The organism is Shinella sp. NM-101, assembly GCF_021401195.1.
GTDB lineage: Bacteria > Pseudomonadota > Alphaproteobacteria > Rhizobiales > Rhizobiaceae > Shinella.
This window is the reverse complement of sequence record NZ_JACBFT010000002.1, coordinates 544,756-570,373: the sequence shown is the minus strand read 5'-3', so window position 1 is coordinate 570,373 and position 25,618 is coordinate 544,756. Positions and strand designations below refer to the sequence as shown.

Here is a 25,618-nt window from a genome sequence, read left to right as displayed (position 1 = left end):
GTGGCGTAGATGACAAAGCTGACCTGCGTAATGATCGGCGACGAACTGCTTCTGGCGCAATGCGGAGAAATCCTTCTTTCCCACGGGCACGCGATCGAGGCTGTCGTGACCGCCAGCCCTGCGGTTGGCAACTGGGCAAGGCAGAAGGCGATCCCCGTCCTCGATCCGGAAGGCGACCTCACCGCAAGCCTCGCCCCCTTCCACTATGACTGGCTCTTCAGCATCGCAAATCTGAGGATCGTGCCGGAGCCCGTCTGGCGCAGCGCACGCCGCGGGGCGATCAATTTCCACGACGGTCCGCTGCCGAAGCTCGCCGGCCTCAACACGCCGAGCTGGGCGATCCTGAACGGCGCCGACCGCCACGGCGTGAGCTGGCATGCGATCACCGCCGGCATCGACGAAGGGGACATCCATGCATCGCGCGACTTCGACATCGATCCCGAAGAAACGGCGCTGACGCTGAACACAAAGTGTTTCGAGGCCGGCATCGCGACGTTCGACGCCATGCTGGCCGGTCTGGAATCCGGGTCGCTCGCCCCGCGCCGGCAGGACATTGCCGGCCGCGCCTATTTCGGACGGAACGACCGACCCCTCGCTCTCCTGCGCCTCGACCGGCCGGCCGAAGAGCTCTCCCGCCTCGTGCGCGCCCTCGATTTCGGTCAGAACTATACGAACAGGCTGGCGCTTCCGCGACTTCGCGTCGGCGCGGACCTCTTCACCGTTTCGCGCCTGCGGGTCCTTGACGCCTGCACCGGGGAGCCGGGCACCGTCATTTCAGTCGATGCGGATGAGGCGATCATCGCAACGGCGGACAGGGCGGTCGCCCTGCGCGGCGCGCGGCGCACCGACGGCGGCACCGTCCCGCTTTCCGCCGCCCTTGCCCCCGGCATGAGGCTTCCCATCCCGAGCGAGGCCGAGGTGGCGGCCCTGGAAGCCGCCATTGCCACCGTGACACCGCATGAGGCGGCCTTCCGGCAGGCGCTGGAGGCCTGCGAGGACGTCGACCTCGGCGACATCAAGGCGCACGACCCCGCCGCAACACCCGAAATCCGGACCATGCCGCTCCCGGCGCCCGATGGAATGCCGGTCGGCGAACGCATCGCCCTGCTCGGCGCGCTGCTGACCCGGCTTACCGGCCAGAAGACGTTCGATCTCGCTTATTCCGGCAACCGCATGCGGGAGCTCTGCGCCCGCCATCCGGGGCATTTCGCAACGTCCGTCCCCCTGCGGATCGATGTTGCCGACGGCATGACGGTTTCGGGCTTCAAGGCCGCCGTGCAAGGCACGCTCGAAAGGGTGACGAGACGGATCACCTACCTGACCGACATCGTGGACCGCTATCCGTCCCTGCGGGCGGCGCGCCTCTCCATCGGCATCGCGGACGGCCCGGCCGCCGACGAGAACGCGGCGTTGGGCACATGCGCCCTCGTCTTCGAATTCAGCCCGCAGGGCAGCCGGCTTGTCTATGACGGTACCCGCATCAGCGAGGAAAGCGTGGAGGCGCTCGCCCGCCGTTTCGCCATCCTCGCCGGCCATTTCGACGATGGCGAAGGCCTCGTCGGGCAGCTCCCGCTGCTTTCGGCGGACGAGCGCCGGGAAATTCTGCACGATGCGAACAGAACCGAACGGGACTATGACCGCGACGCCTGCGTCCACGAGCTCATCGAGCGGCAGGTCGACCTCACGCCCGACGCGCCCGCCCTTTGCTTCGGCGCGCAGACCCTCACCTACCGCCAGATGGATGAGCGGGCGAACCGCATGGCGCGCGCGCTGGTCAGGCGCGGCGTCGGGCCGGACGTTCTGGTCGGGCTGCACCTGCCGCGCTCGCTCGACCTGGTGGTGGGCGCGCTCGCGATCCAGAAGGCCGGCGGGGCCTATGTGCCCCTCGACCCCGATTTCCCGGCGGAACGGCTTGCCTTCATGGCACGCGATTCCGGCGCCAGGTTCGTGCTGACAGGAAGCGATCAATCCGGCTTCGCTGGGCTTGCCGGCGTGGAGACGCTCGCCATCGCGGATGTCCTGGCGCAGGAGCCCGAGGGCGAGCGTCTCTCGCACCGCAGCGCGCCGGAAAACCTTGCCTATGTGATCTATACATCGGGCTCGACGGGGCAGCCGAAGGGCGTGATGGTCGAGCATCGCAACGTCGTCAACTTCTTCGCCGGCATGGACGAGCGCATCCCGAGGAGCGCGGAGGCGCAGGACGTCTGGCTCGCCGTCACCAGCCTCTCCTTCGACATTTCCGTCCTGGAGCTTTTCTGGACGCTGGCGCGCGGCTTCAAGGTCGTCATCCATGTCAATCAGGCGAGCCTTGCCAAGGCGCACACATCGCGCACCGCCAGCGGCAAGCCGATGGATTTCGGCCTCTTCTACTGGGGCAACGATGCCGGCGCAGGCCCGGCAAAATACCGGCTCCTCCTCGAGGGCGCGAAATTCGCCGACCGCAACGGCTTCCAGTCCCTGTGGACGCCCGAACGGCATTTCCATGCCTTCGGCGGCCCCTATCCGAACCCCTCCGTCACCGGCGCGGCCGTGGCGGCGGTGACGAGCAGCCTCTCGATCCGGGCCGGAAGCTGCGTGCTGCCGCTGCATCATCCCCTGCGCGTCGCCGAGGAATGGGCGGTCATCGACAATATCAGCAATGGCCGTGCCGCCATCGCCTTTGCCTCCGGCTGGATGCCCGAGGACTTCGTCCTGCGCCCCGAGAATGCCCCGCCCCACAACAAGGCGAGCATGATCCGGGACATCGAGACGGTCCGCAAACTGTGGCGCGGCGAAAGCGTCGAGTTCGATTTCGGGGCGGGGCGCGTCGGGGTCGTCACCCAGCCGCGGCCCGTGCAGAAGGAACTGCCCGTCTGGCTGACGACGGCGGGCAATCCCGAGACCTATCGCGAAGCCGCGCGCCTCGGCGCCAATGTGCTGACGCATCTCCTCGGCCAGTCCATAGACGAATTGGAGGAGAAGATCCGCATCTACAGGCAGACGCTGGCGGAAACCGAGCGCGACCCGCGCGACCATACCGTCACCGTCATGCTGCATACGTTGCTCGGCGAGGACCGCGAGGAGGTGCGCGCTCTCGCGCGTGAACCGATGAAGGACTACCTGCGCAGCGCGGCGGCCCTCATCAAGCAATATGCCTGGGCCTTCCCCGCCTTCAAGAAGCCGCAGGGCGTCTCCCAGCCGATGGACATCGACCTGCAATCGCTGGCGCCGGAGGAAATGGACGCCATCCTCGAATTCGCCTTCCTGCGTTACTTCGAGGACAGCGGCCTGTTCGGAACGGTCGCCGACGCGAAGGCGCGCATCGAGCGGCTGGCCGCCATCGGCGTGGATGACGTCGCCTGCCTGATCGACTTCGGCCTGTCGTCCGACATCGTGCTCGAACGGCTGGAACCGCTCGCAAAGCTCGTCGGGCAGGTGCGCGCACCCATCCCCGAAGAGGCCGGCGACGATTTCAGCCTGACCGCGCAGATCGACCGGCATGGCGTGACGCATCTGCAATGCACGCCCTCCATGGTGCGCATGTTCATGGTCACGCCGGAGGATCGCAAGGCGCTCGGAGCGGTCAGGCATATGTTCATCGGCGGCGAGGCCTTGCCCGGATCGCTCCTTGCCGAGCTTGCGCGCGTCACCGATGCCAGCGTCGAGAACATGTACGGCCCGACGGAGACGACCATATGGTCCTCCACATGCACCGCCGCCCCGACGGACGGCGTGGTACCGCTCGGCCGCCCGATCGCCAACACCCGGCTCTACGTTCTGGACGAGGCGCTGGAGCCCGTTCCCCCCGGCACGCCGGGAGAACTGTATATCGGCGGCGACGGCGTCGCGCGCGGCTACCTGCACCGCGAGGAATTGACGGCCGAGCGCTTCCTGCCGAACCCCTTCGCACCGGGCCGGATCTACCGCACGGGCGACCTCGTTCGCTTGACCGCACAGGGCGAATTTCAGTTCCTCGGCCGGGCGGATCACCAGGTCAAGGTGCGCGGCTACCGGATAGAACTCGGGGAGATCGAGGCGAAGATCGCGGCCTTCCCCGGCGTTCTCGAAGCGGTGGCGATGTCGCGCGAGGACAAGGCCGGCGACGTGCGCATCGTGGCCTACATGCGCACGGCGGCAGCCGTCGATGACGCGGCCCTGCGGCAGCATCTGGCGACGGTGCTGCCGGATTATATGATCCCCGGCCACTTCGTCACGCTCGCCGAATTCCCGCTGACCCCAAACGCCAAGGTAGACCGCAAGCGGCTTCCAAGGCCCGAGGAGGCCAGGAAACCCCACGTCGCCGAGGCCTTCGTCGCACCCGCCGATGCGCTCCAGCAGACGATTGCCGAGACGTTCCGCCGGGCGCTCGGGCTCGACCGCGTCGGCATCTTCGACAGTTTCTTCGCGCTGGGAGGGCATTCGCTGCTCGCCGTCCAGGTGCATCGCGAATTGAAGGCCGGCCTCGCGCCCGACCTGACCATCACCGACATCTTCCGCTTCCCGACGGTTTCGGCGCTCGCGGGCCATCTTTCCGACCGCGGCAAGGCCAGCGCGGAACTCAGCAAGGTCGCGGACCGCGCCGCCATGCGCCGCAACGCGCTTGGACAGCGCCGGGCAGACCTGCAGCGCGTGCGCGATACGGTGTGACATGCTGCTGGAAGGTCTGTTCGCGGCGGGGATTCGCACGAGCGAGAGCATGATCGCCGGCCAGGGCGCAGCCTTGCATCCGGAAGAAGCGGCGGCCGTTGCCGGCGCCGTGGCGAACCGGCGGCACGAATTTTCCGCCGGCCGCGCCTGTGCCCGAAATGCCATGGAGCGATTGGGCCTGCCGGCGCTTGCGTTGCCGATGGGGAGCGACCGCGCGCCCGTATGGCCGCAGGGACTTGTCGGCACGATCAGCCATGACCGCACCCATTGCGCCGCAGCCGTCGCCTTGAGGTCCGACGGCTTCCTCGCCCTCGGCCTCGACATCGAGGAAGCCGAACCGGTCGAGGAAGGTCTTGCGGACGACATCTGCACCGCCGGGGAACGCGACTGGCTTGCGCGGCAACCGGCAGGGCACCGTGGACTGCTGCTCAAGGCGATCTTCAGCGCGAAGGAATGCGCCTACAAATGCCAGTATCCGCTGAGCGGGACGTTGCTGGATTTTCAGGATCTTTCGCTCGATCTGGATATGGCGGGAGAACGCTTCACCGCACAGTTCCTGAAGGATGCCCTTCCCTTCGGATGCGGCGATCGCCTTGCCGGACGCATCCGCCTGAGACACGGCCATATCGTCTCGGCCATGTCCATCCGGGACGATGGAAAGGATCGCGCGGCTCCCGTCTAGCCCGGCCGCTTCTGCCGCCCGGAGATCTCGCCCGAGAACAGCAACAGCAGCGGCAGCACCGACGAGGCGTAGCGATGCCAGAGCCGCCTCGGGTCGGACGACAGCCTGTGCAGCCATTCAAGGCCCGCACGGCGCATCCAGGACGGCGCGCGCTTCTTGGCTCCGACCAGGAATTCCAGCGCGGCGCCGACGCAGAACGCCGTTCCGCTTGCCTGGGCATGCAGGGTCAGCGCAGACGCGATCCTCTCCGATTGCGGCGAGCCGATGCAGATGAAGATGAACCGCGCCCTTTCCTTGGCGACGAACTCCACGCAATCGCGCAACGCCTGCTCGTTGGAAAGGACATCGGGCGGCGGCACGAAGGCGCAAAACCGGAGGGACGGATAAGACCGCTCCAGGGACCGCACCAGCGCCTGGTTGGCAGCGATCACGCTGATGACATCGCCGCTCTGGATGACCGACTGGAACAGGGCCACGGTCAGGTCGGAGCCCGTCACCAGCGGCAACCGTACGGAGGCAAGGCGGGCGAGCGTCGCGATCGGCCGGCTGTCGCACAGCGACAGCCACGCCTTGTTGTAGTGCCGCGCCAGCGTGCGGTCCTTGTTGAGCCGGACGACATGATCGACATTCGGCGTCACCACGTAGCGGAACCGCACGCCCGGACCGGATGCCTTGAGCAGGTCCACCACGTTTTCGGGGGTCAACGCGTCGAAAGGCGCGCCGAGAAACGCCGTACGGCTTCGATTGCCGGAAGGCACCATGACAGGCGGCTGCGTTTCTGCGATTGCCATCGAACCAGACTCCCTGACTGACGGAAAAGTCTAGCTCCGGCCGGTTCCGGCTCAATTCTCCCCACGCGCATCAAAACGGGTTAGCAGGCCGCAATATCGGCAGGCACCGGCAAGAAAGCACTAGCGCCCCTTCAACCGAAGGTCTTAGCCAGGCGTCTTGAGGTGTAATTTAGGTTCCCTTTACATTAATCCCATGGAAACCCGGACGTATCACCGGGGCGGGGGGTCATGTGCTCGATAGTCTCCTGAACACCGTCGCCGTTTCCCTGTCGGCCCTGCTTTCCGTTCCGACGGCGGTTTACGCGGCCGAATGCGCGGCGGCCGCCTTTTCCCGCAAGGGTGAACGGCGCGCCCCCGAAGCGCGCCCCGCCGTGGCCGTCGTGGTGCCGGCGCACAACGAGGAAGACGGGATTTCCCGCACATTGTCGACCATATGGCCGCAACTGCGCGAAGGCGACCGGCTGGTCGTGGTCGCCGACAACTGCGACGACCGGACGGCCCTGCTAGCGCGCGAAGCCGGCGCCGAAGTCATCGAACGACACGATGCGGCGCGCCGGGGCAAGGGCTACGCGCTCGATGCCGGGATTGCCGGACTGGCGAACGCACCGCCACCCGTCGTCATCCTGGTCGATGCGGATTGCCGGGTCGGCCCCGATGCCGTCGACCTTTTGGCCCGGCAGGCGCTCGCGTCGGGCAGGCCGGTCCAGGCCCGCTACCTGATGACGGCGCCGGCGGACGCTTCGCTGGGGCAGACGGTGGCGGCCTTCGCCTTTCTCGTCAAGAACCGGGTGAGGCCCCTGGGGCTGGACGCGCTCGGCCTGCCCTGCCAGCTCACCGGGTCCGGCATGGCCTTTCCATGGGAACTGCTCAGGAGCGCCCCGCTTGCCAATGCGCACCTAGTCGAGGACATGAAGCTCGGTCTCGATCTGGCGCGCGCGGGGCACGCACCCTGCTTCTGCGACGAAGCGCTGGTCACCAGCCGGTTTCCCGCCTCCGAAAAGGGAACACGCACGCAGCGGCAACGCTGGGAAAGCGGGCACCTTGCCATGGGACGCGTCGCGCTCGGCGCATTGCTGGAGACTGCCACCTATCGCAATCCGGCCTACCTCGCCATGATCCTCGACGTGATCGTGCCCCCGCTGTCGCTTCTTTGCCTGCTTCTCGGATTGGCCCTTGTCGCAGGCGCGGCCCTGGCGGCGGGCGGTGCCTCGCTCGCATCGCTCATCCTTGCGGCCATCAATCTCTTCCTTCTCGTCGCAGCGAGCATGCTTGCATGGTCGGCTTTCGGCCGCACGGTGCTGCCCGCGCGCGCCCTCGCCGCCGTGCCCGTCTATGCGCTGGGGAAAATCGGGCTCTATCCGCGCCTGATCCTCGGGCGGACGCGGAGCGGCTGGATTCGAACGGATCGCTCGGGCAGCGACGACCGCTGATAGCGTCTGGCTCCCCTCTTTCAGAGGCCTTCCAAGCCCGCCACCGGCCGCTCTCCGGCCGGCGTGGCGCCGGGTACGGCGGCCTACCCCGGCAAGCCGGGTCTGTGTCCCCCCCATCCTATCCGCAAAAGTATCCGATCCACCGAAAGTCTGAACCGGGATTGCGCTTCTTCCAAGGGCTTACCTCCGGCATGCTGAGGCAGGCCGCGGGTACACCTCTTAAGGCGTAGTCCCCGCCGCGTTGTTGCCCTCGCGGCCCCCGTGATATTTTCCGATGTCAACCTGGGGCTGAATAAATGGTTATGCATATCGACCCTGTGGCGGGGCTATCCTATTCTTCGCTGAAGCGCTCCCGCGCGCGCGGCGGGCTGAGCTACGAGGCTATCGCCTACATCGCCGCCGCCATCGACTTCCTGTGGCTCTTCAGCGCAAGCACCCTCGGCTATATCGCCTATGAATATGTCGCCTTCGGCATCTATGACGACCTGTCCCTCCATGTCGGGATCGGGTTGGTGGTTTCCACGATCTTCGTCCTCGCCATGAGCGGGGCCGGCGCGTACCAGCCGGAAAAGCTGGTCCTGCCGGGACAGCAGATCTTCAGTATCTGCGTGCTCTTCACCAGCACGCTCGCCTTCCTGTTCACCGTGCTTTTCTTCCTGAAGCTCGGCTCGACCTTCTCGCGCGGCGCGACGCTTTTCGCGGCCTCCGGCTCGCTCGCCGGCCTTGTGAGCATGCGCTATCTCTGGCGCTATCGCCTTCCCCATGCCATCGCGCGCGGCACGTTCCTGATGAAGCAGGTTCTGCTGATCTGCCGGGACGAGTTCTCCGTCGAGCCGCTGGAATGGAGGGCCGCCGAAAGCGGCATGGCCATCGCGCAGGTCATCCGGCTTTCGGGCGACGACGCGACGATGCCGTGTTCCAGCGAAATTCTCCACAGCGTCTATTCCGGCGGCATCGATGAGGTGCTGATCGTATGGAGCGAGGCCAACAGCGCGGCCCTGAAGGAGTGTCTCGTGGCGTTGAGACGCTCGACCCTGCCCGTGAACGTCGTCTTCGACGGCTTCATGGCCGGCATCATGTGCTACGGCTGCGAGCGCATCGGCGGCATGGCCGCATTCCAGACGCAGCGCCCGCCCCTGACATTCCTCGAGCGCAGCCTGAAAAGGGCGTTCGACGTCGTCTTCGCGCTGGTGTCGCTGGCGGTCCTCAGCCCGATGCTCCTCATCGTGGCGCTCGCGGTCAGGATCGAGAGCAAGGGGCCCGCCTTGTTCGTCCAGTCGCGCAACGGTCACGGCAACCGAGCCTTCCGCATCCTGAAATTCCGCAGCATGACCGTCATGGAAGACGGCAGCGAAATCCAGCAGGCGACACGGAACGACAAGCGCGTCACCCGGGTGGGCCGCTTCATCCGCTCCACGAGCATCGACGAGTTGCCGCAGCTCTGGAACGTGCTGTGCGGCGACATGTCCGTGGTCGGCCCCCGTCCGCACGCTCTCGCCCACGATCAGCTCTACAGCAACCTGATAGAGCAGTACGCCTTCCGCCGTCACGTCAAGCCCGGTCTGACCGGATGGGCTCAGGTCAACGGCTGCCGCGGCGAAACGCCGACGGTCGACCGGATGGAGGAACGCATCAGTTACGATCTCTGGTACATCGACAACTGGTCGTTCTGGCTGGACATCAAGATCATCTGCCGCACGTTCGTCTGCCTGCAGGACGTCAGCAAAGTCTATTGATCGCCGTCCCGGTTTCCTCGGCATTTGCCGGAGCGCCGCAGCGCTCCTAACGGCGCGTTAACCAAACATGCCTATAGGGATGAAGGGACGCGAACTGCAAAAGCCAGCAACCCTACCGGCCCACACGATGTTTCTCGCCTTCCTCGTCGGCATGTCGACTGGCTTCTTCCTGGCACCGATCGCGCTCGTCCCGGTCTCTGCCCTGTTCCTCGCCATGACCGCGGCCTATTGGGTGCTGAACGGCGGCCTCAGCATGGAAAAGCTCGTCATAGGCCTCCTCTACCTCGTCATCCTGAATATCGGCTATCTCCTGGGCGCCCTGGTCCGCCGCTGGTGGTCCGCGCCGCGTTAGGCGATGTCCCCCGAACCTTCCACCATCTACTTTCGAAGGACCCTCGGCCCTCCTCCTCATCCTATTGTGGAGTAAGCGGCGATGGTCGCGTTTTGCTATACATGACATCGAGAGCCCGGGGAGCCTCGAGCCTGTCGCGGAGAACCTCGACAGGCGCGGCAGCGCGCCTCGACCATCGGCTCCACAGGGGTTCGCTAGAGTGGAGTTCATGCGTAACGGGCGGGCACGCAAATCTGTTTTCCTGACGGGATGCGGCTTCGTTGCCGACCTCTACATGCGTTCCCTCGCAAGCTTTCCCGACATCGTCCTGCTCGGCGCCCACGACCTTCAGCCCGATCGGCTGGCGACCTTCTGCCGGCGATGGAAAATACCGGCCTTTGCCACGCTGGAAGAGGCCTTTGCGGCCGCGGACGACAAGACCGTTTTCCTCAACCTTACCAATCCGTCCCAGCACTATGCCGTAAACCGCGCCATTCTGGAGGCGGGGTTTGCCTGCTGGTCGGAAAAGCCGCTGGCGATGGCCATGCCGGAGGCCGAGGCGCTCTGCATGCTCGCCCGCGAAAAGCGCCTACTCCTCGCCTCCGCCCCCTGCTCGGTGCTGGGCGAGGCGGCGCAAACCCTTGGCCACGCCCTGCGCCACGATCTAGCCGGGCAGCCGCGGCTGATCTATGCCGAACTGGACGACGGCTTCATTCCGCAGGCGCCGATCGAAAAATGGCAGAGCGAAAGCGGCGCGCCCTGGCATTACCAGGACGAGTTCAGGACGGGCTGCACGCTGGAACATGCAGGCTACTACCTGAGCTGGCTCATCGCCTTCTTCGGGCCGGTGGAAAGCGTGACCGCCGCCTCCGCGACCACCCAGCCCGACAAGCGGGGGGTCAGCGATTGCGCGCCCGATTTCTCGACGGCAACGCTGTTCTTCAGGGAAGGCATGGTCGCACGGCTGACCTGCTCGATCACGGCCAGCCACGATCACCGGATCAGGATCTTCACCGACAGGGGCGTTCTGGAGCTCGACCGTGCCTGGGACAACTTCGCCCCCCTTCGCTTCCGCCGCCGCTTCGCGCTGCGCCGTCGGCTCGTGGAAAGCCCGTTTCGCAAGAAGCTGCGATTGAAGGGACCGACCCATCCGCGGGTGGGGCGCACCGGCGCGGCGTCGATGAATTTCGCGCTCGGCCCCGCCGAGATGCTGGAAGCCCTGCACGAGGACCGCCCCTGCCGGCTGACCGCCGACTTCGCCCTTCACCTGAACGAGGTCACGCTCGCCATCCAGTCGGCCGGCCAATGGGGCGGAGCGACGAAGATGACGACCAGTTGCACGCCGATGGAGCCGATGCCATGGGCGGTCTGATTATCGGCATAACCGGTGCAGGAGGCTTTCTGGGACAGGCGGCCGTCCTTGAGGCGCGTCGCCGCGGTTATGAGGTGCGCGCCCTCCTGCGACGTGAATCCCGGGCCCCCGCCGCATGGGCCGGCGATGCGGGGATCACGGTTGTGGCGGCAGACCTTTCCGATCCGGGGCATGCGGCGCGGCAGGCGATTGCCGAAGCCGACTGCCTCCTGCATCTCGCCGCGCGAATGACGGGCAACGACGCGCAGATGCGCGAGGGGACGCTTGCGCCTACCCGCGCCCTGCTCGCCCTCCCGCCCCGCCGCCTGGTGCTGGCAAGCTCGATGGCGGTCTACGATGCGGGAACGCTGTCGCCCCACGGCAGGATCGACGAAAGCAGCGGCACGGAACAGGCGGCGGATCTGCGCGACGCCTATTGCCGCGCCAAACTCGCCCAGGAGGCCGCGGTGCTGCAATCGGGCGTGAGCGCATGGATCCTGCGGATCGGCATTCTCTACGGCGCGGGCCGGCTGTGGAACCCCCATCTCGGCCAGCGGATCGGCCGCCTCGTCGTCGGTCCCGGCAAGGGAGAGTTGCCGCTATGCCATGTACGCACCGCCGCGGCCGCCTTGATCGGCGCTGCGGAGCGCCCGTCCCGGGGCACCGAGATCGTCAATGTCGTCGACGATCCGCTGCCGGACCGCAAAGCGTATATCGCCGCCCTGAAGGCCCGCGGCGACGTCGCCTGTCACCTGCCGCTCGAGTGGCGCATACCGCACTTCTTCGCCGGCCTGCTGCATGATCGGGGGCCGGGCCTGCTGCGGCGCCCGGTGATCGCCGCCCGCCTGAAGCCCCTTTCCTACCCCAACACGCACATGCAGGCCCGTCTCGGCCCCATCCCCGCCGTGGATTGGCGCACAGTCATGGAGGAACCGGCATGAGCGCCTCGCGTCCCGTCACGGCCTTCCTGACCGGGGAATATCCGCGCGCCACGGATACGTTCATCCAGCGCGAGGTCGCGGCGCTCCGCAGGCAGGGCCTCGATGTGCGGACCTGCTCCATCCGCCGCACCGGCGCCGAACATCTGGTCGGCGCCGAACAGAAGGCCGAGGCCGCAAGCACCTTCCATGTCCTGGAAGCCGCATCGCGCCCCCTGACGCTTCTCGGCGCGCATCTTGCCGCGCTGAAACACCCGCTGCGCTATCTGCATGGCTTGCGGCTGGCATGGAAGACCGCCCCGGGCGGCGTGAAGGGACATCTCTACAACCTGATCTATTTCGCCGAAGCCGTGGTCCTCGCCGGATGGATGGCGCGGAACGGCGTCACGCATCTCCACAATCACATCGCAAAGTCGAGTTGCACCGTGGCGATGCTGGCAAGCGCGGTCTCCGGCATACCCTATTCCTTTACGCTGCACGGCCCGGACATCTTCTTCGAACCCTACCACTGGCGTCTCGACGAAAAGATCGCCCGCGCGCGTTTCGTGGCCTGCATCTCGCGGTTCTGCCGGTCGCAGGCCATGCTGTTTTCGCCGCCGGAGCACTGGAACAAGCTGCACATCGTTCACTGCGGCATCGACCCGGCGCGGTACGACCGGCCGAAAGCCGAAAGCGGCCGGGAACTGCTGTTCATCGGGCGCCTCGCGGCGGTCAAGGGCGTGCCGGTCCTGTTCGAGGCGCTGGAGACGCTCCTCGACCTGGAAGGCATCCGGCTGACGCTGATCGGAGACGGACCGGACCGCGAGATGCTCGAAGCACGCGCGCGCACGCAGGGTCTGCCGGTCCGCTTTCTCGGCTACCGCTCGCAGGACGACGTGGCCGACGCTCTTGCGCAGGCGGACGCCCTGGTGCTGGCCTCCTTCGCGGAAGGATTGCCGATCGTGCTGATGGAGGCGCTTGCTGCCCGTTTGCCGGTCATCGCCCCGCAGATCGCCGGCATCCCCGAACTGGTGGAAGAGGGCGTGACCGGAGCGCTTGTACCGCCGGGCGATCCCTTTGCCCTGGCGGCCGCGATCCGCCGCGTTTTCGCCGACGGCGCCGAGGCGCGGCGCATGGGCGAAAACGGACGGGAAAGGGTCGCGCGGGACTTCGACAGCATGACGGAGGCGGCGAAGCTGATGCGTCTCATCGAGGCGGGCGCCCGTGTCGAGAACGCCGGCCGGCGACCGGCCACCCGGCGAAAAGAGACGCCGGTCCCGACGCTCGGCGCCGTGGTGATCGGCCGCAATGAAGGGGAAAGGCTGAAGGCGTGCCTCGCCTCGCTCGCACCGCTTGGCCGACGGGTCGTCTATGTCGACAGCGGCTCTGCCGATGGCAGCCCCGACTTCGCCCGCAGCCTCGGCCTTACCGTCGTCGAGCTCGATACGGCAACCCCCTTCTCGGCCGCGAAGGCACGCAACGCGGGTTTCCAGGCGCTCCTCGATACCGAGCCGGTCGATGCGGTGCAATTCGTCGATGGCGATTGCGTGGTCGCCGGGCAATGGCTGCGGACCGGTGCCGAAACGCTCGCCGCTGACCCGGAGCTCGGGCTCGTCACGGGCTGGCGCTCGGAGCTTCACCCGCAGGCAAGCGTCTACAACGCCATGTGCGAGGTCGAATGGCATCGCCCCGCCGGGGACATATCGACATGCGGCGGCGACATGATGGTGCGGGCGGAAGCCTTCGCCGCCGTCGGAGGCTTCGATCCGACCGTGATCGCGGCGGAAGACGACGAATTCTGCCTGCGCCTCGGCAAGGCCGGCTGGCGGCTGCGGCGCCTGCCGGTTTCCATGACCCTGCACGACGCCGACATGCGGCGTTTCAGCCAATGGTGGAAGCGCTCGGTGCGCAACGGCCACGGCTTCGCCCAGCTGGGCGTCATGCATCCGCCCCACCTGCAACGCGAGCGCCTCCGCGTCTGGCTCTACGGCTCGACGCTGCCGCTGGTCTTTCTTCTCGGCTATGTCATAACCCCGTGGTTGTCGCTGGCGGCCTTGTCGGTCTACGCGCTCTCCTTCACCAAGACCGCGCGCGATCTCAACCGGAAGGGCCTCGGCCGGACCCTGGCGATCAAGCAGGCCGCGCTTCTGACGCTGGCGAAACTGCCGAACCTCCTGGGAATGCTCACCTATTACCGGCGAAGCTGGGCGGGGCGGGATATGCAGATCATCGAGTACAAGTAAGGATGCCATGTCCATGCAGGCGGCCGTCAGGATCGGAATCATCGGCGCGGGATATATCGCGACCTGGCATGCGGACGCCATCCGCGCCACCGCGGGGCTGGCCCTTGCCGCGGTCTGCGACCCCGCGGAAGAGGCCGCCGGATCCCTCGCCCGCACCTATGGCGTGCCCGCCTTCACCGACCTCGACACGATGATCACCGCCGGCCTCTGCGATGCGGTGCATATCCTCACGCCGCCGAACCTTCATCGCGACCTTGCCGAGAAATGCCTGAAGGCCGGCCTGCATGTGTTCATCGAAAAGCCGGTCGCCTTGTCGGCGCGGGAGGTGGAAACCATCATCGCCGCCGCGGAAGCGGCCGGCCGCGGTTTCGGCGTCAGCCACAACTTCCTGGGGCTTCCCGCCTATGAACGGCTCCGGAAGCTGAAGCAGGAAGGAGAACTCGGGCTGGTTTCGCGCGCCCAGATAGACTGGTCGCTGCCGCTCGCGCCGCTGCGTTCCGGCCCATACGGCATCTGGCTCATGCGCGACACGCGCAACCTCCTGCTCGAACTCGGACCGCATCCCTTCTCCTTCGCCATCGACCTGTTCGGCCCGCTCGATGTCGAGCATGTCAGCCTCGGCCAATGGATCACCCTGCCGGGCGGCGAGCGCAGGCCGCAAAGCTGGCGGATCCTCGCACGCGCCGGCAATGTCGACATCACCCTCTCGCTGTCCCTGGTGGAGACGTACGACGACCGGTCCGTCACCCTGCGGGGCTCCTCCGCCACGGCAAGGCTCGACTACGCCGCCGACACGCTCGTCGTGTCGAAGGACAACACCGCCGACCTCGTGGCCAATGCGTTCCTGAAGGAAATGGGAAAGGCCGCAAGCCACGCCCGGGAAGCCGTCGTCAACGGGTTCCGCCAGGCCAGCTCGCTGAACCGGAAAAGCCCCTACGGCCTGAGCTTCCGCAATACGATACGAGCATTCTATCGCGGTCTGGCGAGCGGCGTTCCCGACGAGCGTTTCTCTCCCCGTTCCGCCTTGCAGGTCATGCAGGCGATCGATGCCAGCCTTGAGAAGATCCCCGCCCCGCCGGCGCCGCTTCCGGCCCCCGCGCGCAAGCCGCAGCCGCGCGTCATGGTCATCGGCGGCACGGGCTTCATCGGCCGCAACCTAACCCGCAGCCTGGTGCGGAAAGGCATCGATGTCCGCGTCCTCTCGCGTGGCGGGCCCGGTCCCTTCGCCGACATCGCCGCCCATGTCGAGACCGTCGGCGTGTCGCTGCGGGACGAAGACGGGCTGGCGCGCGCGATGGAGGGCATCGATTGCGTCTTCAATCTTGCCAGGTCCATGGACAAGACATGGGATGCCGCGCTCGAAAACGACGTCGGAACGGCCCTTCGCATCGCCCGCGCCTGCCGCAGGGCTGGCGTCGGACGCCTGATCTATACCGGCACCATCGCCTCCTATGACATGTCGCGGCCGGATCGCCCGATTACCGAGGACATGCCCTTCGGCGACCTGACTTCGCGCAATCTCTACGCCCGTTCCAAGGCGGAATGCGAGAAGCGCCTCAGGGAGACCGATGGCCTTTCCCTCGTCATCGCCCGCCCCGGCATCGTCGTCGGCGACGGCGGCCCGCTGCAGCATTGGGGGATCGGCCGCTGGCACGGGCCCGGGGCGGTCAAGCTCTGGGGCAACGGACGCAACATCCTGCCCTTCGTGCTGGCGGACGACGTGTCGGACGGTCTGATCGCGATGATGGAGCATCCGCAGGCCATCGGCGAGAGCTTCAACCTGACCGGCGAGCCCATGTTCACCGGCCATGACTATTTCGAGGCGATCCATCGCCGGGCGGGCGCGAAGCTGAAGGTCACGGGATCCAGCCTTGCGGCCCTCTGGCTGGCGGACGGCGGCAAGTACCTGCTCAAGCGCTATGGGCTGCAACGCAAGGGAACGACGCGCCCCTCGCTTGCCGACTGGAAATCGCGAGGGCATCTATCGCCCTTCGACAACGGCAAGCCGAAGCGCCTCCTCGGCTGGCAGCCGGAGACCGACCGCGAGGCCTTCCTTCGCCGCGCGATCGACGAGGCCCATCTCTTCTGGTGATGTTGCAATCCCCTCGATTCAGGGGGCTTTCGGCACGCCCGCATGGCGGATGAAGTCGCGCAGGAGATGGGGCGGATCGATCGCGGGCCTGCGTTGAAGCCGCTGCCGCGCCTGCCAAAGAGATTGCCCCGCTATCCAGGCCATGTCGGCCAGCCGCCCGTAGAGCCGGCGATGATGCTTGGAATAGTAGCGCTGGCGCGATTCGAACCAGTAGGGCGGGCGACGCCCGATCTTCCGGTCGCGCGCCGTTACCCCCGTCGACTGCCCGACGAGGTGAACCACCCTGCTCTCCGGCACATGCCAGCATTCCCATCCACGGCGGGCGGCGCGCCGGCAGAAATCGACTTCCTCGTAGTAGAGGAAGAAATCCTCGTCCATCCCGCCGATCTCGTCGATGACCTCCATGCGGACGATCATGCTGGCGCCCGATACCCAGTCGACGCGAATGGGCGCCTCGCTGAATTCCCGCACGACCCGCCACCGCTCAAGGATCCGGGTCATCGGGCCGAAGCGGACCTGGCTCTCGAATTCGGCGATCGGCGAGGGAAAGCGGAAGGCGCAGGCCTGCTGCGTCCCGTCGGGATCCTCCAGCCGGCTGCCGGCGATGCCGGTACGCGGCGAGGCATCCATGAACGCGACGAGGGGCGACACGCCGCCGGGCCGCGGCACCGTGTCGGGATTGAGAAACAACACATAGTCCGGCTTGCCGAACCGCCCGATGGCATGTTCCATCCCCCGGTTGTTGCCGTAGGCAAAACCGCCGTTGACGGCGAGCGGCAGGAAACTCATCCGGTCCGACAGGGCATTTTGCCGGATCGCTGCCGGAATGACCTCGGTGGAATCGTCGCCCGACGCACCGTCGACGACGACGATCTGCGTATCCTGCGGAACCGTTCCGGGCACCGCCAGCGCCGCAAGGCAATCCGACACCATTCGGGCGGTCCGGTAATTGACGATGACGACCAGCAGTTTCGGAGAGGAACGCATGAAACCTCCGCGGCGTTACTCGATATGCATCACCAGCATGCCCCCGCGTTCAGAGGCCGTGCTTCCCGCTCTTGTTCAACACGAACTGGACGTTCGTCCTCGATCCGAGCAGGGTCTGGCAGACCTCGACATCGGAAAGCTTCGTACCGTCGGCGGCCAGCACCATAACGACGCAATCCGCATCCAGAACGAGAGGAACCGTCTCATCCGTTTCCAGCATCGGCGCCACGTCCAGGATGACGACCGACGGCTTCAGGCATTGCCTGGCATATTCGACCTGGGTCTTGAGGCGCTGGAGGGCGCTTGCCGGGGTCATGTTCATGTCGTCCCAGCAGGGGCGCAGGAAATGGGTCCTGATATTGCCGAATTCCAGCGTCGTCAGCATGTCCGGCACCATCTCGTTGTCGGCCCGCCTGCGCGTCAGGGACGGCAGCCCGAACAGCCGGGCCATGGCGGGAAACCGTATGTTGGCATCCACGAGAAGGACGCTGGCCCCCGGCATGCGGGCGAAGCTGAGCGCGAGATTGACGGCTGAAACCGTGGCCCCGCAGCCGGCCGTGGGCGAGGTGACCGCGATCGTGTACGGCTGCCCCTCGCAGGCATCGCGCAGCAGGTTGCGGAGCATGTCGTAGTAGCGCGTCACCCAATGGCTGTTGTCGAACGCGACCACCCGCTGTGACCGCAGGAACGTCATCGACGGCCGGTTGACCTCCACGGGACCGAGCGCCGTCGAAAGATCGACCGTCAGGACCAGAGCACCCAGGTTCTCGGGAACAGTCGGATTTGGCGAGGCGAAATCCGCTGCCATCGATGCCGCCTCCCCTCTGGATCGCTGGAACAGCTTGGTCGTCGTATCCATGGTACCCGTACTCCCGATCGTCATCAGCCTACGCGGAAAAAGTGCTGAAACTGCCATTCATATTCCTCTCGGTGCTCGTCTCCCGCCCAGCCAGGACCGCAGCCACCCCCGCCGCCTGGGATCCCATTCCGGGATGAGCACGAGGGCCCGCCCCTGAAGCAACTCCTCCAGATCGAACGCGCCGCGAACCGTTTTCCGGAAGAAATCCCCGAGATAGACGCCGGCCATGCCCGCAAGGCCCGCAAGCCCCACGACGGCGATGATCGCCGTCCGCCAGGAATTGGTCGGATAAGCCGGCAGGTCGGGCGCCTCGATCATTTCGATGGGGGACGCCGTCTCGCTCTGCTCCAGCCTCTGGCCGAGCCGGGCCGCCTCATAACGGTTCGTCATGTCCTGCAGGCTGCGTGACAGGCTTTCCTTCTCGGCCCGGATCGCGTCGAACTGCGCCTCCACTTCCGGCGCGCGCGCCACCGATGCGTTGAGCTGCGCGATGCGAGCGACCAGGCGCTGCCGCTGTTCGTTCAGGGCATCCTGCCGCACGCCGGTATTGGTGATCCGCTCGGCGATGAGCGCCAGCCCCTCGGGCAGGCTCGACACGTCGCTGCGGGCAGGCAATGCCGTGGCCTCATCCGGCTTTTCCCTGCCGACCTGGATTTCCAGCTCCTGCGCCTTCTGCTTCAGGGCGACCAGCTCGGGATGCGTCGGCGCATACGTCAGGGACTTCTGCGCGATTTCCTCGCGCAGCAGGGTAAGCTGGGTCCGCGCGCGCGAAGGCAGGCTGGACTGTTCGATGCCGAGCCGCAACTGCCCTTCCAGAAGGCTGCGCTCGGCATTGAGGGAGGAAATCGACTGGTCCAGCGCGGTCAGTTCCTGTCCCTTGGCCTGCAATTCCACGAGAACGGCCGAGACACGGTTGGGCAAGGCCTCCTGGTTGGCCGTCAGGTAACGCGTCCACTCGGCTTCCCGCTCCGCCATGCGGGCGTCCAGCTTGCTCACCTCGCTTCCGAGAAACTCCACCGCCTCGGCGGCGCGGGCCAGCCGGGCTCGCCGGTGCTCGTCCATGATGCGGTCCGTCAGGTCCCGGGCAACGCTGGCGGCGGTCTCGGGATCACCGTAGTTGAAGCCGATGCGGATGGTGGCGCTGCCGCCGTATTGTGCCGTGGCTTCCGCGACCATCGTATCGAGCACCAGATGGTTGCGCACCAGCTCGGCCAGTTTGGCCTTGGGAAGCGTTGCCCGCGCTTCCGGGAACAGGTTGAACTTGTCGGCAAGGGCAAGCAGGCTCTCGCGCGTCAGCAGACGCTGCTCGATGAGCTGCAATCGTTCGTTCCCCACGGTCGGATTGACCAGCGACGACGGAATCTGCTGGAATTCCATGCTGAGAATTCCCTCGGAATAATAATTCCTGGTGATTTTCGAGATAAAGAAGCCGCCCACGAGAAGAACGATCGCAACAGGCAACAGGAAATACAACGGCCGCTTGATAACCAGTTCGGCATAGTAACGAATGTTGCGGATTACCTCGTCCATACGAGCCTCTCTTGAGCCGGAACCTGAAAATTACTGGACCTGGGTCGTGGCCGTGGCTTCCGAACGTGCCGACCCCGCACCCGCACCTTCCGGCAGTTCCGGACCGGGTATCGCCCCCGTTTGGCGGGCGACGGCTTCGCCCACGCTCATGTAATGCACGCGCACAAGATCGCCGGGCTGCACCAGGCTCGTCTCCGTCGCCTCGATCTCGCCCGTCGTTCCGCCGGCCGAGCGAATGATGCTGTAGGCAAGCTCCTGTGTCTGGCCGCGCGAGCCCGCATTGGCATTCTGCCCGTAGATGGCAAGGATACCCTCGCTGTTGGCGATGCCGGCGCGCGTTTCCTCCTGCAGGCGGCGCGCCTCCTGCAACTCGACAAGCAGTTGCGTCTTGCGCTCCTCCATCAGCGTCTTGAACCGTGCCTCCTCGGCGACGACAGCCCGGTCGGATGCCGCCATTTCGGTTTTCAACTGGCTCAGCCGGCCTTCCAGCTCCGCGATCTCGCTTTCCCGCTCGATCAGCCGCGACGCTTCCGCCCCACCCTTGGCGATCAGTCGCGCGGTGGTGTCGTAGCGTTGCCTGGCCAGTCCGATCTGCCGCTCGACCGCCTGAACCTGCTCGCGCAGCGCAGCGCTTCCCTGGCCGTACAACTGCCCCGCCTGGCGGCGGGCGTCTTCCTGCGTCGCCAATGCCTGGCGGCGGGCGTCCATCAGGACCTGCTCCTGCGCCAGCAGGGGATCGCTGCCGTCCTCCTGCGTCATGTTGATGGAGGTTTCCCCCTTGATTTCCGCCTCGAGGCGCTTGATGCGGGCCGCGGTCATCCGTTCCCGTTCCTGGGCCACCTCGATGGCGCGCCGGACGGTCACGACGCGGTCCTGGTCCGTCGCCGAGACGACGGCGCGGTAGCGCCCGCCCGCAACGCTGATCGCGTGCAGCACCGTCATGCCCGCGCGGTAAGGAAAGGCGCCCGGCGTCATGACGTCTCCCGCGACATAGATCGTCTGGAGATGCATGGGATTGGGCTGCAGCATGATGGTGAGGTTCACGGAATTCTTGAAATAGACGCGAAGCCTCTCGGAGAGCGCGGCCTCCAGTTCCTCCAGGGAAAGCCCCTCCCCCTTCAGGTGCCCCGCGAGGGGAAAGGACAGCCAGCCGTCCGGCCCGATGGTAACCTGCCGGCGAAGGCCTTCCTGTTCGGAGACCCAGATCGCGATGCTGTCCCCCGGTTGCAGGCGATAGGTGCTCTGGCCGCTCGCACTGCCCATCATGAGGCATAGGAGCATTCCCGCCAAACCGAGCATCAAACGCATAGCACACCCCGGACCAGACATTTTCCTATCCCTGACGCAGGGTTAGGAGACTTGGAAATCGTACGTCCCCGGGCAGTCTCTGAAAACAAAGCCCAATGGCGTAGGCGCTTGAGAGCCGTGTGCGAATACGCACACCCACACGGATGATCGGGCCTCATCCTTTCGGACAGGATGCGCATACCGATCCGGCAGGTTTTTGCGCATGTCGCCATCAACGCAGGAACGATCGCACGGCTTCCCATTTGGCATGGGCGTCGCCTTCATACTCCTGCAGTCCCCAGCTTCCCCATTTGCTCGGTTCCGACATGGAGGAAAACAGCGCATAGACATCGCCGCCCGCCTCCCACCAGTTCCTGAGATGATCGACATAGAGCGCCCCCATGCGGGGGTCCCGGTTGGCGGCGATGAACAGCGCGGTCAGCTTGTCGTTGTTCTCGGCGCCGCCATGGCCGACCAGATGCTGCCCGCCCTCATAGGCGACGAGCTTGAGGCCATGCTGCCGGGCGATATCCGCCTGGGCGCGAATCAGGCTTCTGTTCTCGCCCGCCACCTCCCCGGAAAGCGCTTCGAACACCATGTCGGTCGACCAGCCGCTGACCGCCTCGGCCCGCTCGGGCGAGCCCAGCCCCGCGCCGAAATAGGGGGCGATCGCCAGAACGTCGGCATGGTCGCCGACGCCTTCCGAGGAAAGGATCGTCGTGCTTGTCCAGATGTTGGCGGAGTGCGCCGCATAGACGCCGATCACGCGATCGCGGTCCTTACCGAACACCTCCTCCCAGATCGAGAGGATTTCCGTCGTCCGTCGCGCATAGTAGAGCAATTGCGCTTCGTAATCGTTCGAGGAAAGCCCGAGCTTCAGCCCCTGTTCCCGGGCGTAGCTCGCCTGGTCGAACAGCGAGTTCCACACCTCGTTCGAATATTCGACATAAACGGGCAGGGATGGAGCGAGCGTGTCGCGTACCCCCTCGGCAAAGCGGCGGACATGCTCGTCGTCCGCAAGATGGGGCATGTTGAACCAGGGGCGGAGCTGCAGGAGATTGCAAAGCTCGACCATGTATTCCAGCGGAGCGCCCGTTTCGGCCTGCCCGAAGACGTCAAGCCTCGGGCGGTCGTCCCAGTGACGCTTGGGGGAGTTGTTCGTGCTCATCCAGTCCATGAAGCGCAGCGTCGTCATGCCGCCGAGCCGGTCGAGGAACGCCTTGCGGAAAGTGCCGTCCGGCTCGTGCTCGTAGACACGCAGGTTGCGCAGCGGGTCCTTCGCGTCCGTATCGACCAGCTGCGCTATGATGGCCGCATCGTTGCGCAGGTTCCTCACCCGGTCGCAGCCGGGCGTGCGGGCCTCCAGCCGCGCCCCGCCCTGATAGTCGAGCCGCCCCTTTCCGTCATACATGACCAGAAGCTCGCCCGGGAGCTGCTCACGGCGATTCCAGACCAGGAAGCTCTCGAGAAAGGACCCGCGCGGGACGACGGTGGGATAGCCATCGGCCCGCATCGGCGGCAGAGGCTCGTCCCAGGTGAAGGCAGCGCCCCTGGTCTGCATCCGCCAGCGGGACGCACCCACGGCGAGATTGGAGAAGGGCCGTTCGGTCGACCAGTAGACCAGGCTCGCAAGATTGAGCCCGAGCGGCCCTCTTCCCGCAGCGACAGGCGCTGCCGCGCTTTCGCTCGTCGGGAGAAAAGGCAGGGCACCGGCCGCGCACAACAGCTCCAGGAAGGTTCTCCGGTCCATCGTCGCTCTCCTTTCGCCCACCGGTCGCCCGGCGCAAGACCGGGCAGGCATCCCCGGCCCTCCCCGATTAAGAAGCAACATTCAAAGCGAGCGCAAGCGCTTCGATCAGCATCCGGCCCAACCATAAGGAGAGATCGCCTACCTCCTTTGGCGAGGGTGGGAATGTGAATCGAGTTGATGTAAAATTCTTCCCAGAGAACTTGAACTTTAATCGACAGGAAGATTTCTATTTTCTAAAATAGCATAATTATCGAATTTCAGGAAGAAAACCGCACGGAAAAACACTGGGAAGCGAACATCGATGCCAGACTATTTGAAATCTCTGGTATATATCCTGGTCATCTCCATACCGGTATTCGTGCTCGCGAAAAGGATCGCGGTTCCCTTCATTCCGCTTGCCGAGTTCAAGCTCTGGCGAAACTGCTGGTTCCTGGCGACCGTCGCCCTGTTCTTCACCAGTAATTTCTTCATCTTCGCCCTCGTGATGCTGCCGCTTTGCGTCTTCATCCATCATCGATCCGCCAGCCCGCTGCATTTGTATATCGTCCTGATGTTCGTGGCGCCCTGCATCTCGGTGGTTACCGGCATTCCGGGTCTTTTCGGGAAAATCGTCGACCTCAATCCGCCCCGCCTGCTCGCCCTGTTCATCCTCCTGCCTGTCGCCGTCAGATTGTGGCGTGAGGAACGAAACCAGAAGCTGACCACCGCCGACATGCTGGTGGGCGCCTTCGTCCTGCTGATCTCGATCCTCGCCATACGCGATCCGCTTGCAACCTCAATACCGCGCCTCATCGCCGGCTACATCCTCGATATCGCCCTGCCCTATTTCGTCTTCAGCCGCGGCGTGCGGACTGCGCACGACGTCAACAGCGTCCTGCTCGCATTTGCGGTGGCCACGATGCCCGCGGCAGCCATCGGCGCCGTCGAGTTTCTGAAGAGCTGGCGGCTCTACAATCCGTCGGTGGAGGGGTGGGGCGCCTTTCTCACCGTGCCGTACCTGTTTCGGGACGGCATGCTGCGCGCGGCCGTCACCGCCATCGAACCGATCGCCTACGGCTTCGTCTGCATGACGGGCGCCGGTTGCCTGCTTGCATTGCGCGGGAACGCCGTCGCATCCACCTGGCGCCTCTGCGGGCTCGGCGTGTTGATCGGGGGCTTGCTGGCAAGCATATCGCGCGGTCCCTGGCTCGGCTTTGCCGTGTGCTGCATGGTCATGATGCTCGCCAGGCCTAAAACCAGCATCAAGCTCTTCTGCGCGTCGATCATTCCCGCCTTGGCGCTGATCTTCATTTTCGAGCACCGGCTGGACCGCTTCATCAATCTCCTGCCCTTCGTCGGCAGCGCGGATCCGGGGAGCGAGACCTACCGGTCCGAACTCTTCAGGAACGCGCTCATCGTCATCGAGCGCAACCCTCTGTTCGGCTCGGTCACCTTCCTCAGCGAACCGGAAATGCTGCGGATGATCCAAGGACAGGGCATTATCGACCTCGTGAACAGCTATCTGCAGGTCGCGCTGGAATTCGGCCTCGCCGGCCTCTTCCTGTTCACCGGCTATTTCGCCTATGTCGCCGTCAGGCTCTTCGTGTCCTACCGAACGGACGAGACGAACACGATCGCCTATTCCGCTCTCCTGGGCATACTTGTCGGAATGCTGTTCACGATCTCCACGACCAGCAGCGTCACCTTCATCCCGTATCTGTATTGGGCTTTCTCGGGTCTGTGCGTTGCCGCGCTCAGGGTCGGATCGCCCGCGCGCGCATCCGTCCGGCGACCGGAACCGGCATCCGGGCCTTCCCCGGGCGCCTTCGGCACATCGCCGGAACTGCGCCCGCGCATTCTCGGCCGGCACCGGACCTGATCCGATGAGCGCAAGAGGGTTTTCAGGATGGGCATGCACGGCGGTCCTCGGCGTCGGAATGGCCGCACAGCCCCTTCCTTTCGCCAATCCGTCAACGGCGGCGGAGCCCGCTGGACGCGGCCCCCTCCCATCGCTCGACGGCACCGGCGGCAATGTCTTCATTTCCGGCCACAGCCTGACAGCGCCGCCCTTTCCCGACTACCTCGCGGCCATCGCGGCCGAGGCCGGCAAGCCGATCCGGTGGAACATGCAAGGCATGGGCGGCTCGTCCATGCGAAGCCGTTACCAGCCCCCCGAAGCAATGCCGCAGAACGGGATGCCGAGCCTCGATCGCAACGGCCGCCTCATCGACGCCCGGCAGGAACTTGTCCGGCCGACGATACCCGGCGGGGGATACGATGTCCTGATCATCACGGAACAGCACCGCCTGCTCGATTCGCTCGTCTGGCAGGACACCGTCCGCGCCCTGCGCGCCTTCCAGGATGCCTACATGGAGGGAAGCCCCCGCGGGACGACCTATTTCTATACGCCCTGGATCGGTCTTTCCGACCGGCAGGATCCGGGCGCCTGGATCGACTATGAGAAGGCGGCGTTACCCGTGTGGCAATGCGTCGTCGACCGGGTCAACCAGGACATTGCCGCCTCCGGCCGATCCGACAGGATCAGGCTTCTGCCGGCCTCGCTTTCCCTTGCATATCTCGTCGAGAGGCTTTGGCGCGATGACGCGCCGGCCGGCTTCGATGCGATGGAACCGGGCGCAAGGCTCCAGGCGCTTTTCACCGACGATGTCCACCTGACGGCGCTGGGCGTGTTCTATACCGCGGCGGTGAGCTATCTCTGGATCTACGGCGGCTCGGCCGATGCCATGCCGCTTCCTGCGCAGGCCGATGCCGCGCAGGGCGCAGCGATACGCAGCCTTGCGGCCGAATTCGTCGCATCGGCGGCCGCAAGCGCCCCCGCGCAAGACGAAACGGCCTGTAGAAGCCCCGTTCCGCTCTCCTTCATCGCCCGCTATGTGAGCTATACCGAACGCACCTATCATCGCGCGGAATTGGGCATCGTGTCATCGAAGCTGCGGCAAGTCCGGGAGTTCATTCGCTTCGCCCTGCGGTTCCGCAAAGGCCTGGGATAGGCCGACGCGAAGCTTC

At 65.7% G+C, this 25,618-nt stretch carries 17 protein-coding genes; 11 read left to right on the top strand and 6 right to left on the bottom strand.

Going from position 1 to position 25,618, the window contains the following annotated elements:
* Window positions 1-9 precede the first annotated feature (9 nt).
* Both L0976_RS06580 and L0976_RS06575 read left to right on the top strand, forming a co-directional pair.
* The gene (locus L0976_RS06580; protein WP_234186592.1) at window positions 10-4,626 is read left to right on the top strand and encodes a MupA/Atu3671 family FMN-dependent luciferase-like monooxygenase; all 4,617 of its coding nucleotides are present in this window, start codon (window positions 10-12) and stop codon (window positions 4,624-4,626) included.
* A 1-nt stretch (window position 4,627) separates the two neighbouring features.
* Window positions 4,628-5,308: a 4'-phosphopantetheinyl transferase gene (locus tag L0976_RS06575; protein WP_234186591.1), complete on the top strand. Its 681-nt coding sequence runs from the start codon at window positions 4,628-4,630 to the stop codon at window positions 5,306-5,308.
* Here L0976_RS06575 and L0976_RS06570 read toward each other — a convergent pair.
* The gene (locus L0976_RS06570) at window positions 5,305-6,099 is read right to left on the bottom strand and encodes a WecB/TagA/CpsF family glycosyltransferase (protein WP_234186590.1); all 795 of its coding nucleotides are present in this window, start codon (window positions 6,097-6,099) and stop codon (window positions 5,305-5,307) included. The genes L0976_RS06575 and L0976_RS06570 overlap by 4 nt on opposite strands.
* A 230-nt stretch (window positions 6,100-6,329) precedes the next feature.
* Here L0976_RS06570 and L0976_RS06565 point away from each other — a divergent pair, with 230 nt between their 5' ends.
* The 7 genes from L0976_RS06565 (at window position 6,330) to L0976_RS06535 (ending at window position 16,199) form a co-directional block, all read left to right on the top strand.
* Window positions 6,330-7,529: a glycosyltransferase family 2 protein gene (locus L0976_RS06565; protein ID WP_234186589.1), complete on the top strand. Its 1,200-nt coding sequence runs from the start codon at window positions 6,330-6,332 to the stop codon at window positions 7,527-7,529.
* Window positions 7,530-7,825: 296 nt separating this feature from the next.
* Window positions 7,826-9,265 (top strand): undecaprenyl-phosphate glucose phosphotransferase, encoded by a 1,440-nt coding sequence (locus tag L0976_RS06560; RefSeq protein ID WP_234186588.1) that lies wholly within the window; start codon window positions 7,826-7,828, stop codon window positions 9,263-9,265.
* 127 nt (window positions 9,266-9,392) lie between these two features.
* Window positions 9,393-9,617 carry a hypothetical protein gene (locus L0976_RS06555; protein WP_234186587.1) on the top strand — a complete coding sequence of 75 codons (225 nt, stop codon included), beginning with the start codon at window positions 9,393-9,395 and terminating at the stop codon, window positions 9,615-9,617.
* Between the two features lie 208 nt (window positions 9,618-9,825).
* Entirely contained in the window at window positions 9,826-10,968 is a 1,143-nt protein-coding gene (locus L0976_RS06550) for a Gfo/Idh/MocA family protein (protein WP_255695796.1), read from the top strand.
* A complete protein-coding gene (locus L0976_RS06545; RefSeq protein ID WP_234186585.1) occupies window positions 10,956-11,888 on the top strand; it encodes an NAD(P)-dependent oxidoreductase in 933 nt (310 codons plus the stop codon). Before L0976_RS06550 ends, L0976_RS06545 begins: the two co-directional genes overlap by 13 nt.
* Window positions 11,885-14,107 (top strand): glycosyltransferase, encoded by a 2,223-nt coding sequence (locus tag L0976_RS06540; RefSeq protein WP_234186584.1) that lies wholly within the window; start codon window positions 11,885-11,887, stop codon window positions 14,105-14,107. Before L0976_RS06545 ends, L0976_RS06540 begins: the two co-directional genes overlap by 4 nt.
* 7 nt (window positions 14,108-14,114) lie before the next feature.
* Window positions 14,115-16,199, top strand: coding sequence for an NAD-dependent epimerase/dehydratase family protein (locus tag L0976_RS06535; protein ID WP_234186583.1), 2,085 nt, complete (start codon window positions 14,115-14,117; stop codon window positions 16,197-16,199).
* Between the two features lie 18 nt (window positions 16,200-16,217).
* Here L0976_RS06535 and L0976_RS06530 read toward each other — a convergent pair whose 3' ends face one another.
* From L0976_RS06530 to L0976_RS06510, 5 genes are all read right to left on the bottom strand, one after another.
* A complete protein-coding gene (locus tag L0976_RS06530) occupies window positions 16,218-17,186 on the bottom strand; it encodes a glycosyltransferase family 2 protein (RefSeq protein ID WP_234186582.1) in 969 nt (322 codons plus the stop codon).
* Between the two features lie 49 nt (window positions 17,187-17,235).
* Complete coding sequence (locus L0976_RS06525) at window positions 17,236-18,045, bottom strand: hypothetical protein (RefSeq protein ID WP_203315892.1); 810 nt, start codon at window positions 18,043-18,045, stop codon at window positions 17,236-17,238.
* A 57-nt stretch (window positions 18,046-18,102) separates the two neighbouring features.
* A complete protein-coding gene (locus L0976_RS06520) occupies window positions 18,103-19,575 on the bottom strand; it encodes a hypothetical protein (protein WP_203315893.1) in 1,473 nt (490 codons plus the stop codon).
* Window positions 19,576-19,605: 30 nt separating this feature from the next.
* Window positions 19,606-20,841, bottom strand: a complete 1,236-nt coding sequence (locus L0976_RS06515) for a polysaccharide biosynthesis/export family protein (RefSeq protein WP_234186581.1) — start codon at window positions 20,839-20,841, stop codon at window positions 19,606-19,608.
* 253 nt (window positions 20,842-21,094) lie between these two features.
* The gene (locus tag L0976_RS06510; RefSeq protein ID WP_234186580.1) at window positions 21,095-22,612 is read right to left on the bottom strand and encodes a hypothetical protein; all 1,518 of its coding nucleotides are present in this window, start codon (window positions 22,610-22,612) and stop codon (window positions 21,095-21,097) included.
* Between the two features lie 301 nt (window positions 22,613-22,913).
* Between L0976_RS06510 and L0976_RS06505 the strand changes: the two genes are divergently transcribed.
* Both L0976_RS06505 and L0976_RS06500 read left to right on the top strand, forming a co-directional pair.
* Complete coding sequence (locus L0976_RS06505) at window positions 22,914-24,470, top strand: O-antigen ligase (RefSeq protein WP_234186579.1); 1,557 nt, start codon at window positions 22,914-22,916, stop codon at window positions 24,468-24,470.
* Window positions 24,471-24,528: 58 nt separating this feature from the next.
* On the top strand, window positions 24,529-25,602 hold the full coding sequence (locus L0976_RS06500) for a hypothetical protein (protein WP_234186578.1): 1,074 nt from the start codon (window positions 24,529-24,531) through the stop codon (window positions 25,600-25,602).
* Window positions 25,603-25,618: the final 16 nt, after the last annotated feature.